Origin of the sequence: Microbacterium sp. MYb64, from assembly GCF_002979495.1 — a bacterium.
Classification (GTDB): domain Bacteria; phylum Actinomycetota; class Actinomycetes; order Actinomycetales; family Microbacteriaceae; genus Microbacterium; species Microbacterium azadirachtae_A.
In genome coordinates, this window is the sequence record NZ_PCOW01000022.1 from 48,835 (window position 1) to 62,419 (window position 13,585).

Sequence of the window (13,585 nt, forward strand, 5' to 3'; positions counted from 1 at the left end):
CGGAGGTCAGCGGAACAGAGGGATCAGAACGTGATCCACTCGGTGCGGACCGTGACCTCCTCGAGCGCCTCCGCAGTCGGGGTGACACCGATTCCCGGGCCGGTCGGCACGGTGAGCGTGCCGTTCTCGATCACGAACGGATCCGTGATGTCGTGCCGGTAGTAGCGGTCCGAGCCGGACGTGTCGCCGGGGAGGGTGAAGCCGGGAAGGGCGGCGAGCGCGACGTTGGCCGCCCGGCCGATCCCCGTCTCGAGCATGCCGCCGCACCACACGGGGATGTCGTTGGCGGCGCAGACGTCGTGGATCCGCCGGGCCTCCAAATAGCCGCCGACCCGGCCCGGCTTGATGTTCACGATCGAGCACGCGCCGAGGGCGATCGCGTCGGCCGCCGCGCGGGCGGACACGATCGACTCGTCCAGGCAGATCGGCGTCCGCACGGCCTTCGCCAGCTGGGCGTGGCCGAGCAGATCCTCCTCGTCCAGCGGCTGCTCGATGAGCAGCAGGTCGAACGGGTCGAGGCGCGCGAGGTGCCCGGCGTCGCCGCGGTGGTACGCGGTGTTGGCGTCCACCTGCAGCAGCACGTCGTCGCCGAAGCGCTCCCTGACGGCGCGCACGGGCTCGACGTCCCATCCCGGCTCGATCTTGAGCTTGATCCGGACGTAGCCCTCGTCCAGATAGCCGCCCACGGCGTCGAGGAGCTCGGGGATCGAGTCCATGATCCCCACGGAGACCCCGCAGTCGACCTGGGCGCGCACCGCTCCCAGCTCGCGAGAGAGCGGCACGCCCCTGGCGCGCAGCTCCGCGTCGAGGATCGCGAGCTCGATGGCCGCCTTCGACATCCGGTGGCCCTTGAACTTCGCCAGGGCCGGCGCGACCTTGGCGGCGTCGAGGTCGGGCACCTGGGCCAGCGCCGGGAGCAGGAAGCGGGTGATCACATCGACGCTCGCCTCGACGTACTCCGAGGAGTACAGCGGATCGGCCATCGCGACGCCCTCGCCCCAGCCCTCGGCCTCATCTGTGACGGCCCGCACGAGCAGTGCCTCGCGCGCGGTCGCGACGCCGAACGACGTGCGGAACGGAGACACCAGGGGCATCTCGATGACGCGGAGTTCGATCCCGCTGAGCTTCATTGCACTTCTCCTCTGTCGATGGTGTAGGCGCCGGAGCGGTCGAAGGAGAGCACGCGCGCTCCTTCGTCCATGAGGTCGCCGAGGGTCGCGCGCACGGCGAGGCGCCAGCGCGTGGCGAGCTCCGGATCCGTGCGGCGGAGGGATTCGATGTCGCGGGGGAGCGAGACGCGGACCAGCCGGGCCGAGGTCTCGTGCACGACCGGAATCGTGTCGTCCTCGCGGGAGAGCAGCGGCTCGGCGAGAGCCGTCGGCGCGTCGGGAGCGGAGCCGCGGCACGCCGCCGTCACCGCCGGATCGTGCAGATACCAGGTGACGAGCATCCGATCGGTGTCGTCCGCGCCGTTCAGCGCATCGCTCATCTGACCGTAGAAGTTGCGGAGGTATCCGGTCGGAGTGGCGGCGAGCTTCACGAGATTGAAATACGCATTGCGGCTGATCAGCGGGTCGAAGGTCCAGGAGATCTCGTCGAGGCCCTGCTCGAGCGCCCAGGATCGCTGGTGCACCTTGAGCGCGAAGCCCACGTTCCGCCCGCGCATGCGCGCCGACACTCCCGCGATGTGGCTGTGCAGCGCCCTCCGCTCGGGAGCTGCGAAGAACCCGAAGCACGCGCCGACGAGCTCATCGCCCTCGAAGGCTCCTCCGACGTAGCTTCCGGCCTTCGAGAGCGCGCGCAGCGTCTCCACGTTGACCGGCGCACGGTCGCCCTCGGCGGTCCAGATGCTGCGGAACAGCGCGGTCACCTGAGCGAACTCCTCGACCTGGGAGAGGATCCGGACTTCGATCCCGGCTTCCGCGGCAGCGGCGCCGGCGGCATCCGCGGCGGCCGCGGTCTCCTGCATGGAGGTTCCCATGATGGTCATCTTCCGCCTCCTGTCCGGATATCCGCGATGAGTTCTCGCAGCAGCGCGATGCGCTCCGGGATCATGCCGACGATCACGTGCTCGTCGTCGGCGTGCGCGCCGCCGCCGACGGCGCCGAGGCCGTCGAGGGTCGGCACCCCGATGCCCGCCGTGTGGTTGCCGTCCGAGCCGCCGCCCACGGCGACGCCCTCGAGCGGCGCGAGTCCAAGGTCGGCGGCGATCGCGCGAGCGCGGGCGAACAGGTCGGCGGAGGCGCTCCGCTCCATCGGCGTGCTCCGCGGGCCGTCCACGATGCGCACCTCGGCGCCGGGAAGGGTCGCGCCGAGTGCGTGCAGCGCCCGGTCGACGCGCTCCTGTTCTGCGCGGGAGACCGCGCGCACGTCGACCGAGAACTCGGCCTCCGCGGGCACCGTGTTGCTCGCGGTGCCCGCTCGCAGCAGCGTGGGCGTCACGGTCGTGCCGGCGTCGCGATCGCCGAGCGCCGCGATCGCGAGGATGAGGTGTGCGGCTTCGACCGAGGCGTTCACCCCGCGTTCGGGTTCGAGGCCTGCGTGCGCGGCCCGTCCGGTGACGAGCACGCGGTAGACCGAGACGCCCTTGCGGGCCACCTTCACCGCGCCGCCGTCGGCCGAGGCCTCGAGCACGAGGGCCGCCGCGCAGTCGCGTGCCTCCGTCTCGATGAGGGTGCGCGACGACGGAGATCCGAGCTCCTCATCGCCCGTGATGAGGATGCTCACGCCCTCGCGGTCGTCGAGCGCGGCGACGGCGTGCATCGCCATCACCACGCCGGTCTTCATGTCGAAGCACCCCGGTCCGCGCAGGACGCCGTCTTCGACGCCGAAGGGAAGGCGTTCGAGCGAGCCGACCGGCCACACCGTGTCATGGTGGCCGAGCAGCAGCACGCGGGGCGTGCCGAACCGCCAGCGCAGATGGGGTGTGCCGTCGATGACGATGCGCTCCGGAGCAGCGCCGAGCACGCGCTCGCCGAGTGCGGCGGTGACGTCGGCGCTGCGGAGGAGTGCCTCCCGGTCGTGCGAGGGCGACTCGCAGCGCACCAGCGTGCCGATGTCCGCGACGATCGCGGCGAGGGCCATCTCCGGAACCTCTGCCGTGCGGGCCTGCGCGGCCATCACGAGACCTTCGGCGCGGCGCGCACGCCGTAGTGCAGGTACTGCTCGCCGGTGGCGAGGCGGTAGAAGACCACGGCGTTCCAGGCCTGCGAGCCCTCGGGGCGGAGGACGAACTCGTTCTCCCGCACCGGGATCAGCGCATGCTCCTCGACCGGATCCGGAAGGAGCTTCGCGAGCGGGCCCGTCATCGTGGTGCGCAGCCTCAGTCCGGCATCCGACTCGAACACCTCCGCCCGCACCCCGGCCCGGTCATAGGTGCCGAACAGCTCCGAGAAATCGGACACGAAAGGGTCCTCGGGCGGAGCGAGCTCCTCGGGGAGGTGCACGTCGGCGACCTCCGAGAAGATCTCCTCGAAGAGCTCGAGGTAGAGGTCATGCGCGCCGCCGCCGTTCGTCAGCAGGGTGACCGCGACGCCCTCGTCGGGCAGCACCCGCAGGAACGCGGATTGCCCGATCGTGTTGCCGTCGTGACCGTACAGCCGCCGTCCGTTCCAGTCGAACAGGATCCAGCCGACTCCCCAGGCATCGCCGAGCGTGTAGGGGTTCGGCATGTCGACCTCGCGCTGCTGCATGCGTGCCACGCTGCGCTCGGAGAGCACTCGCGTGCCGTCCGCGGCGAGGCCGCCGGTGAGGTGCATGCGCGCGAAGGCGAGCACGTCGGCGGTCGTGGAGCAGACCAGCCCGGCCGGCCCCATCGCGCGGGGCAGCATCCAGGCGGGGGCGAGCTTCGGCCCGTCGTCGAGGATCTCGGTGTGGCCCGCGGCCGCGCTGTGCAGCAGCACCTCCTCGGGCAGCGTCGCCGAGTGCTCCAGGCCGAGCGGCGTCATCACGAGGTCGCGCAGGGCCTGATCCCAAGTGGTCCCGGTGACCTTCTCGATCACGCGTCCGGCCAGCACGAAGCCCGAGTTGCAGTAGGACATGGTCGCGCCGATCGGGTGGTTCTGCGCGACGCCGTCGAGGATCCCGACGTACTTCTCGAGAGCGTCGTCCCCGCGACCGGTGTCGGTGAACACGTCGCCGTCGATGCCGCTCGTGTGGTTGAGCAGATGCCGGAGCGTCACGGTGCCTGTGGTCTCGTCCTCGGAGGAGCGGAACTCGGGCAGGTACTCCACGACCGGGCGGTCGAGGTCGAGCACGCCGTCGTCCACGAGCCGCATGATCGCCGTGGTCGTCCAGACCTTCGTCATGGATCCGATCTGGAACAGCGAGTCATCGGTCGTGGCGACCCCGGTGCGCGCGTTCAGGATTCCGTGGCGGGCGAAGACGGGCTCCTCGCCGAGACGGAGGATGCCGAGCGTCGCACCCGGAACCTTGTGCGCGGTCGCGAGGGCGCTGAGCCGCTGCTGCCAATGCCGGGCGTCCAGCCGCGCGCGCACCGGCCGTCCGGCCGCCGGGGCGTACTGCTCGACCCAGTCGATCACGCGCTGGGAGAAGTCGGCGCGGTGCGACGGGGGACCGGACAGGGGGAACAGGTGCGAGCCGCCCGGGTACAGCACGAGGCGGGCGGGCACGTCGCGCTCGCGCAGGGCGGTGAACCACTGCTCGGCCTGCCCGACGGGGCAGCGGTCGTCCTCGGCGCCGTGCAGGATCAGGGTCGGGGTGGTCACCCGGTCGACGTGCGTGAACGGCGACTGCGCCGAGATGAGGGCTTCGTCCCGCCACGGCAGGCCGCCGTTCTCCTTCGCGGAGAGGAAGTGGCCCATGTCGGACGTGCCGCCCATCGAGAACAGGTCGGTCACGACGCCGCCGGCGACGGCGGCCGCGAAGCGGTCGTCGCGCGAGGTGAGGTAGCAGGTCATGAACCCGCCGTAGCTGTAGCCCGTGATCGCGAGGCGCGCCGGATCCGCGATGCCCTCGGCGACGAGCGCGTCGATCGGCTCGAGGAAGTCGTTCGCGTCGCTCACGCCCCAGCCGCCGGCCACGGCGCGGAAGAACGCGTTGCCGTAGCCGTCGCTGCCGCGCGGGTTGAGGGTGAGGATCGCCCAGCCGCGGCTCGCGAGCACCTGGTGGTACGGGTGGACGAGGTCGGCCGCGCCGTTCCAGGCGTTGTGCGGGCCGCCGTGCACGTCGAGCAGCAGGGGCAGCGGTCCCGAGGCGTCCTGATCCCGGCGCAGCCATCCGGTGACCACGGTGCCGTCGGAGATCGTGAACCTGCGCTCCTCGGCGGGGACGAGGTCGAAGCCGGGAGCGGGCGACGTGGTGAGCACCGTGGTCGTGCCTTCGACGAGGTCGACCAGGACGACCTCGCCGAAGGAGTCGGGGGTCGACCGCACGATCGCGGCGGCCGAGCCGGCGACCGAGAGGCCGGAGACGTTGGCCGTGCCGTCCACGAGCGCGCGGGCGCCCGCGCCGTCCTCCGCGATGCGCCAGAGGTGGGAGGATCCGTTCTCACGCAGGCAGAACACGAGCGCTCCGTCGGCGGCGTGCTGCGGCATGCCGCCGGGGTACCCGGGACCGCCGGGCATCACGTTGCGGTCGAGTGCGGAGGTGAGGTCGATCGGAGCGCCGCCGGAGAGCGGGAAGAGCAGCAGATCGGCGTTGCCGACCTCGGTGTCGGTGCGGCCGGCGGCCAGCACGTGCTTTCCGTCGGTGCTCCAGCCGACGGGGCTCGCCTGCACATCGGCGGCGCTCACCCGCACGGGGGCGCTGTTCGCATCGGTCGAGGAGGTGACGAAGACCTGGATGCGCAGGGTGAGGTCGGCGTCGTCGTCCGGTGCCGAGGAATAGGCCAGGAGGGAGCCGTCGGGCGACCAGAACGGATCGGACGCGTGGGCGTGACCGCGGGTCAGCACGGTGACGGCCCCGGTGGCCACGTCGACGACGTGCACCTGCTGCACGAGCGTTCCGAGTCGGCCGGCGCCGTCGATCTTGTACCCGAGGCGGTCGGCGACGGTCGGCGCGGAGCGGCGGGCGAGGATCGTGTCCGCGCCCTCGCCGGGCAGGGCGGCGCTGTCCACCGGGGCGGCGAACGCGATGCGTGCGCCGTCGGGGCTCCACTGCGGGGAGCCGGCGCCGAGCGGCAGCGCGGTGAGAGCGCGGGCCTCCCCTCCTGACGCGGGAAGCAGCCAGAGCTGCGCCGGGCCGTCCGTGGCGCGCAGGAAGGCGAGCGCGGATCCGTCCGGGCTCCACTCGGGTGTGCTGTCCGCGTCTCCTCGGGTGAGCCGCTCCGGCTCGCCTCCGTTCGTGGAGACCTGCCACAGCGAACGGAGGTCGCGGTCGGCGTCGCGGTCCGTCGTGCGCAGCGCGTACACGACGCGCGTGCCGTCGGGGGAGAGGGCGGGCTGCTCGGGGGAGGCGATGGCGAGGAGGTCGTCGACGGTCGCGGGGCGGTTCATGCGGACTCCAATCGGTGGTCGGTACTCACTGTGTCCGCACGGGGACGGCGGATGTTGTCGTGCCCGCCGAAAGGCCAGCCCCCTCTTGGGAGCCGCGCACAGGCGCGGCCGAGCGGGCGTCGCCGAAGGCCGCGAAGTGGCACGAGGCGCCGCGGACGCCCGTGGGCAGGACGGGGATCACGGTGCGGCAGACCGCCCGATCCGGATGCGCGGCAGGCCCGATCGGGCACCGCGGATGGAAGCGGCACCCGCTCGGCGGCGAGTGCGGGTCCGGCGGCTCCGCATCGAGCGCCGCGGTGTCACCCGTGCGCAGCAGGTCGCCGTGCCTCGTCGGCGCGGCGGCCAGCAGCTCCCGCGTGTACGGATGCTGCGGGTCTGCGAGGACCTGCTCGGTCGGACCGAACTCGACGATGCGGCCGAGGTACATCACAGCGAGATGATCGCTGAGATAGCGGACCACGGCGAGATTGTGCGAGATGAACAGCATCGTGAGCGACAGCTCTCGCCGCAGCTCGCGGACGAGGTTGAGCACCGAGCCCTGCACGGAGACGTCGAGCGCCGAGGTGATCTCGTCGGCGATCACGACCTCGGGATCCGCGGCGAGCGCGCGGGCCAGGGCGATGCGCTGACGCTGACCGCCGGAGAGCGCCGCAGGAAGGGATCCGGCGCGTTCCGGGTCGAGGCTGACCATCTCGAGCAGCTCCGCCACTCTGGCCCGCCGGGCTGCGCCGCCGCGCAGGCTGCGCGGCAGTGCCTCCGCGATCGATTCGCCGATGCTCATCCGCGGGTCGAGCGAGGAGAACGGATCCTGGAACACCATCTGGATGGGCCTGCGCCGGCGGAGCGAGCGGACATCGGCGCCGTCGAGCGTGATCGCGCCGCCGCTGATCGGGGCGAGGCCGATCGCGGCGCGGGCGAGCGTTGACTTGCCGGATCCGGATTCGCCGACGAGGCCCACGACCGAGCCGGAGGGGACGACGAGGCTCACATCGTCGACGGCGGTGAGGCCGGAGCGGTGGGTGCCGTAGCGGACGCTCACCCGGTCGAAACGCAGCTCGCTCATCGGACGACCTCCTGGGTTTCGAAGTCGGGCACGGGCACGGCCGTGGTGATCGTGGGCACCGCGGCGACCGGCATCGTGCCGTCGACCGGATGCCAGCAGGCGACCCTGTGGCCGTCCCCCGCATCGGTCAGCGCGGGGTCCTGCTCGCGGCACAGGGCGGAGGCGAGCGGGCAGCGGTCTGCGAACGCGCACCCGGCGGGGAACGCCCCGGGTGCCGGCGGACGGCCGGGGATCATGCGCAGCGGTGCGCCCCGGTCGGTGTCCAGCTCGGGGACGACGTCGAGCAGTGCGCGCGTGTACGGGTGCCGGGCGCTCTCGTTCAGCCGGCTCGCGGGGAGGTCCTCGACGATGCGTCCCGCGTACATCACGAGCACGCGATCGCAGGTCTGCGCGACGACGGCGATGTCGTGGCTGATCAGCAGGATCGCGGCCTCGGTGTCGCGGCGCACGCTCGCGAGCAGCTGCAGCACCTGGCGCTGCACGGTGACGTCGAGGGCCGTGGTGGGCTCGTCGGCGATGATGAGCCGAGGGTGGTTCATCAGGCCCATCGCGATCATCGCGCGCTGCCGCATGCCGCCGGAGAACTCGTGCGGGAACTGTCGTGCGCGCCGCTCGGCCGCCGGCACGCGCACCGCCTTGAGGCGCTCGATCGCCCGTGCCATCGAGGCCGTGCGGCCCAGGCCCTGATGCTCTGCGGCGGCCTCGGCCAGCTGCGAGCCGATCCGGCGGGTGGGGTTGAACGAGGTCATCGGATCCTGGAACACCATCGCGAGCGAGGTGCCGAGCAGGGGGCGCAGCGTCCGCTCCGGGGCGTCGAGCAGCGGCGTGCCGCAGAACTCGAGCCTGGTCGCGTCCACGTGACCGGGTCGTTCGATGAGCTGCGCCGCGGCCAGGGCGGTCAGGCTCTTGCCGGATCCGGACTCGCCGACGACGCCGATCGCCTCGCCGCGGGAGATAGAGAAGCTCACGCCGCGGACCGGGGTGACCCAGCCGTCCGCTGAGGGGAAGGACACGCGCAGATCGTCGACGAGGAGAACCATGTCATCGTTCACGACCTGCGCGTGCCCGGGGTCGCCCGTGGGGGCGGTCTGGGGGAGCCGGCGCGGGCGCCGTGCGTTGCGGCCGCCGAGGGCTGCAGCGGCGGTCTCGCCGAGGAGGTTGAAGGCGAGCCCGGCGATCACCACCGCGGCGGCGGGACCGAGGGCGGCGGCGGGGTTCAGGTAGATGCGGTTGAGTCCCTCGCCGAGGAGCCGGCCCCAGTCGTACGCCGGCACCTGCACGCCGAGCCCGAGGAACGACAGGCCGGCGAAGGCGAGGAGCGCGCCGCCCGCGCTGATCGTCGCGTTGACGATGAGCGGCTCGCCGATGTTGGGCAGGATGTGCCGGAGCAGCACGCGGAAGCGCGAGACGCCGGCCACGCGCGCCGCGGCGATGAAGTCGCGCCCGGCGATCGCCGCGGACAGCGTCTGGGTGAGGCGGGCGAAGCCCGGGGCCATCGCCAAGCCGATCGCGAGGACCGATCCGACGGTGCCCACGCCGAAGATCACCGCGAGGAACAGCGCCAGCAACAGCCCGGGGAAGGCGACGGCGATGTTGACGAACGTGGAGAGGATGCGGCCCGCCCACCGGGGCAGGACGGCCGGGGCGGTGCCGAGCACGGTCCCGGTGACGACCCCGATCAGCACTGCGGCCATCGCGAGTCCCAGGGACAGGCGCGTGGCGACCAGGACGCGGGCGAGTACGTCGCGGCCGAGGGCGTCCGTGCCGAGCAGGTGGGCCGCGCTCGGGGCACGGTAGGCGGCGGCGGGGTCGATCTGCTCCGCCTGCGCGCCCCAGACCAGCGGACCCAGCACGGCGACCAGCACGAGCAGGAGCACGAGGACCAGCGAGACGGATCCGAGCGGGGTGCGGACGACCTTCTTGATCGTGGCTGCGGCGGACATCAGGCCTCCTTGATCGTGGAGCGCGGATCGAGGACGGCGAGGGCGATGTCGATCACCAGGTTCACGAGAAGCACGCCCATGCCGTAGACCAGGACGATCGCCTGCACCACGGGGTAGTCCTTGGTCAGGATCGACTGCACGATCATGGTGCCGAGGCCGGGCCAGGCGAAGACGTTCTCTGCCAGCACGGTGCCGGTGACCATGCCCGCCAGCAGGAGACCCGTGAGAGTCAGGGTCGACGTCATCGCGTTGGGGAGCGCGTGGCGCGTGTAGACGCGACGGGGGAGCAGCCGCTTGGCACGCGCCGTGCGGATGTAGTCCTGCCCCAGCACGCTCAGCACCTCGACGCGGATCAGGCGGGAGAACACGGCGATCGGGCCCACGGCGAGCGCCGCCACGGGAAGCACGAAGGAGAGCGGTCCGGAGGAGCCGGCGATCGGGAGCCATCCGAGGGAGACGGCGAAGACGTACACGAGCCCGACCGCGAGGAGGAACTCGGGGATCGCCGCGAGCACGACGCTCACGACCGCGAAGCTCAGCTCGAGTCCGCGCCGACGGCCGCCGCGCGTCGCCACCGCCATCGTGACGCCGATCGGCACCGAGGCCAGCAGCACGACCAGCACGGCGAGCAGCGCGAGCTGCAGGGTCGCGGGGAGGCGGGTCGCGATGATCTCTGAGACGGGCTGGTTGGTGAGCATCGAGACGCCCATGTCGCCCGTGAAGAGGTTGCCGAGGTAGTGCAGATACTGGACGATCAGCGGCTGGTCCAGGCCGAGCGCCGCCCGGCGCGCCTCGACCAGCGCGACGGGCGCGTTCAGGCCGAGGGCGGCACGCACCGGATCTCCCGGCACGAGATGGATCATCAGAAAAGCAGCCGTGACCAGCACCCAGACCGACAGGACGAAAAGACCTCCGCGACGGACCAGGAAGGACAGCCAGGGGCTGCCCGACCGTGCGGATCGGATGAGTATCGCCTGGGTGGCGGTGGTGCTGGTCACGGCTGGGTCCTCACGGGTGCGGAAAGATCGAGGCGGGTCCGGTGGGACCGAGGCTATTGACCGGGTGGCGGGGCCGGGTTGTCGGCCGCCACGAGAAGGGCGGGCGAAGTTGTGCACGATGACAACGTCGCCCGCCCATCGGTCGGCGGATCAGATCCGCGGGGCCGCGCGCAGCCCCATGTGCAGGAACTCGGTGCCGTCCGCCGCGGTGAGGAAGCGGCCGACCGAGCGCCCCTCGGCGTCGCGCAGCAGCAGATCTGCGCCGAGTGTCGCGCGCACGGTGGGCAGAGACGGCAGACCAAGGTCGATAAGGTCCTGGCGCAGCTCGGGCGTGATCACGATCTCGTCCTGCTCGCGCGTCACCACGTTCTGCCAGAGGTTGACGTCGTAGCGCCCGACGACATCGTCGGGCGACGCGTGGAGCACCACGTCCTCCGCCGGCGCGGGACGGATCCCGCGCAGGTTCTCCAGGCACCAGGACACGATCTGGGGACCGAGCCCGCTCGTCGCGTTCGTCAGCACGGTCACGGCGAGGTCGTGGTCGGGCAGCAGCACCATCTCGCTGAGCTGCAGGTTGCTGATGTTCCCGCCGTGGCGCACCACGCGCGCGTCGCCGACGTGCGTGAGCAGCCAGGGGAGTCCGATGCTCTCCAGCGGCGGGCCCACCTCGATGTGCGCGAGCTGCATCGTCCGCCGCGTCTCGTCGCGGATCGGGGCGGATCCCTCGGCGTCGCCGCGCAGCTGGAACCGTGCGTAGCGCAGCTGGTCGCGGACCGAGGAGAGCAGGCCGCCCTCGGGCGCCAGGTCACGGGCGAGGCCCCACATCGGGGCCGGCGCGGCCACGCCGTCGACGATGACATGGCCGGTCACGACGGGCCGGGTGATCGCCTCCCACGGGAAGTACACGCTGTCCGTCATCCCGAGGGGCGCGAGGACCGTCTCAGTGATGAGCTCCTCGAATCTGCGACCGGACACGACGGCGCAGAGGTGGCCGAGCAGTCGCAGGCCGCTGTTGCTGTAGGACGCGATCGCCCCGGGAGGGAAGAGCTGCGGGAGCTCGCCGAAGCCGGCGATGCTCTTCCGCAGGGCGTCGGGCCCCCAGTCCTCGGAATCATCCTCGATGTCGCCGAGGAAGCCGCCGGAGTGCGTGAGCAGGTGCCGCACCCTGAGCTGTTCGAGCGCAGCCTCGTCGGCCAGGCGGAGGTCGGGCAGGAGCTCCGCGACCCGGGTGTCCAGGTCGAAGGCTCCCTGCTCGATGAGACGCATGGCGGCCGTGCCCGTCACGGTCTTCGAGGTGGATCCGATCGCGAAAAGGGTGTCCGCGGTCACGGGCGCCCCCGTCGCGGTGGAGGCGACGCCCGTGGTGAGCACGTGCTCCGTGCCGCCGTCCACGATGCCGACCGCGACGCCGGGCACGTTCATCTCGTGAGCGCCGCGGTCCAGCAGCTCCTGAAGTTCATCCAGCACGGTGCGGTCCCTCACTCGTACATGCGGATCGAGGTCGGGTCGATGCCGTCGCCCTCACTGAAGGTGGCCTTGTTCGCGAACGTGTGCCGTGCGACGGTCGCGTAGAGCACCACGGACGAGGTGGTCAGCAGCGACTTCTCGGCGGACGCCCAGTCGTCGCATCCCTCGGTGCCCGCCTTGGCGGAGGCGGCCGTCACCGCGGCGACGTAGGCGGGGTCGTCGATCGACGCGAAGTTGGAGCCGTTCGGCGGGGTCGGGCCGGAGACGAACGGCACGAGAGAGCTCGGCAGACCCACCGTGACGCCGGCGCCCGAGATGTCCCAGTCCCCGGTCGAGAGCAGTGTCTCGCTGAGCGAAGGCCCGTCGAGGGACTTCACGGTCACGTCCACCCCGATCTTCTTCCACATCGACTGCAGGAGCTCGACGGCGGCCGTGCCGGTGTCGCCCAGGACGGAGGCGTAGACCATCTTGAGCGTGAGCGGCTTGCCGTCCTTGGCGCGCACCCCATCGGATCCGAGCTTCCAGCCCGCGGCGTCGAGGGCGGAACCGGCCGCCTTGGCGTCGAACCCGGGGATGTTGCCCTTCACGGTGTCGGCACGGCACGGGTTGGGGGCGACGGTCACGAACCCGGTCGGCACCTCACCCGCGAAGACCTGACGCGCCTGGTCCAGATCCACCGCCTGGGTGAGCGCCTTGCGCACAGCGGGATCCGCCGTGGCCCTGCCGCTCGCCTGGTTGTAGATCAGCTGGCCCGCCGGGGCGAGGATCTGCGTGTTGAAGAGCTTGGCGTTCTGGAGACGCTGCTGATCCGGCCCGAGCACGCCGGCGGCGTTGACCTCGCCGGACATGACCAGGTTGGCCGCTGTGGTCTCGTTCGGGATGATCCGGAAGACGGCCTTGTCCGGCAGGCCCTTCTGCGTCGGATCCCAGTCGCCGGGGCCCCAGGTGAAGTCCTTGCGGCGGGTCAGGGTGTACTGGCTGTTCGGCGTGATCTCGGTCATCGTGAACATGCCCGTGGCGCCCTTGCCGGCGGCGAGGGCCTTCGGGTCCTTGAGCACGGTGCCGCAGACGATCGAGATGCTGCCGACATTCTGCAGGAGGAAGGAATCGGGGCGGCCGCTCGTGACCGTCACGGTCCGCGTGGCGTCGTCTCCGACGGCCGTCGTGCCGGGCTGCACCTGGAGCCCCATGAGGGGAGAAGCGGTGGCGGGATCCGCGACATGGCTGATGTTGGCGGCGACGTCGGTCGCCGTGAGCGGCGTGCCGTCGTCGCAGGTGAGCTTGTCGCGCAGCGTGAAGGTCGCGGTCGTGGTGTCGCCGCTCCACTTCTCCGCGAGGCCGGACGTGATGCCGCCATCGTCCTTGATCTCGATGAGGCGCGCGTACAGGAACCGGTCGACGCCGCGCGCCACGGACATCGCCGTGATGAACGGATCGAGGGAGCCGGGGTCGGTCGCGATGGCCTGCGTGAACGTCTTTCCGTTCGCGAGCGCGGCGTCCTTGCCGGCTCCGGCCGCGCCGCCTCCGGCGCAGGACGTCAGGACGAGGGCGGTCGCGCCGAGGATCGCGATGAGCGGGGTGCGGTGTCGCATCAGAAGCCTCCAGCAGTGTTCGGGTGGTGCGGGATGGGGAAGGGGGATGGTGCGGAGAGGGGGGAGG

At 71.6% G+C, this 13,585-nt stretch carries 9 protein-coding genes; all 9 read right to left on the minus strand.

Annotated features, from left to right (window positions below):
• Window positions 1–23 precede the first annotated feature (23 nt).
• Window positions 24–1,130: an o-succinylbenzoate synthase gene (gene menC / locus CQ044_RS16260; RefSeq protein WP_105689424.1), complete on the minus strand. Its 1,107-nt coding sequence runs from the start codon at window positions 1,128–1,130 to the stop codon at window positions 24–26.
• Window positions 1,127–1,990, minus strand: a complete 864-nt coding sequence (locus tag CQ044_RS16265) for a GNAT family N-acetyltransferase (protein WP_105689425.1) — start codon at window positions 1,988–1,990, stop codon at window positions 1,127–1,129. The genes menC and CQ044_RS16265 overlap by 4 nt, the downstream gene beginning before the upstream one ends.
• Window positions 1,987–3,120: a M20 family metallopeptidase gene (locus CQ044_RS16270; protein WP_258133350.1), complete on the minus strand. Its 1,134-nt coding sequence runs from the start codon at window positions 3,118–3,120 to the stop codon at window positions 1,987–1,989. Before CQ044_RS16270 ends, CQ044_RS16265 begins: the two co-directional genes overlap by 4 nt.
• On the minus strand, window positions 3,120–6,455 hold the full coding sequence (locus CQ044_RS16275; protein WP_105689426.1) for a serine hydrolase: 3,336 nt from the start codon (window positions 6,453–6,455) through the stop codon (window positions 3,120–3,122). Before CQ044_RS16275 ends, CQ044_RS16270 begins: the two co-directional genes overlap by 1 nt.
• A gap of 25 nt (window positions 6,456–6,480) precedes the next feature.
• The gene (locus tag CQ044_RS16280) at window positions 6,481–7,518 is read right to left on the minus strand and encodes an ABC transporter ATP-binding protein (RefSeq protein WP_105689427.1); all 1,038 of its coding nucleotides are present in this window, start codon (window positions 7,516–7,518) and stop codon (window positions 6,481–6,483) included.
• Entirely contained in the window at window positions 7,515–9,461 is a 1,947-nt protein-coding gene (locus CQ044_RS16285; protein WP_105689428.1) for a dipeptide/oligopeptide/nickel ABC transporter permease/ATP-binding protein, read from the minus strand. The genes CQ044_RS16280 and CQ044_RS16285 overlap by 4 nt, the downstream gene beginning before the upstream one ends.
• Window positions 9,461–10,459 (minus strand): ABC transporter permease, encoded by a 999-nt coding sequence (locus tag CQ044_RS16290; RefSeq protein WP_219844985.1) that lies wholly within the window; start codon window positions 10,457–10,459, stop codon window positions 9,461–9,463. The genes CQ044_RS16285 and CQ044_RS16290 overlap by 1 nt, the downstream gene beginning before the upstream one ends.
• A gap of 150 nt (window positions 10,460–10,609) precedes the next feature.
• Window positions 10,610–11,926, minus strand: coding sequence for a serine hydrolase (locus tag CQ044_RS16295; RefSeq protein ID WP_146116812.1), 1,317 nt, complete (start codon window positions 11,924–11,926; stop codon window positions 10,610–10,612).
• An 11-nt stretch (window positions 11,927–11,937) separates the two neighbouring features.
• Window positions 11,938–13,518 (minus strand): ABC transporter substrate-binding protein, encoded by a 1,581-nt coding sequence (locus tag CQ044_RS16300; RefSeq protein WP_105689430.1) that lies wholly within the window; start codon window positions 13,516–13,518, stop codon window positions 11,938–11,940.
• Between the last annotated feature and the right edge of the window lie 67 nt (window positions 13,519–13,585).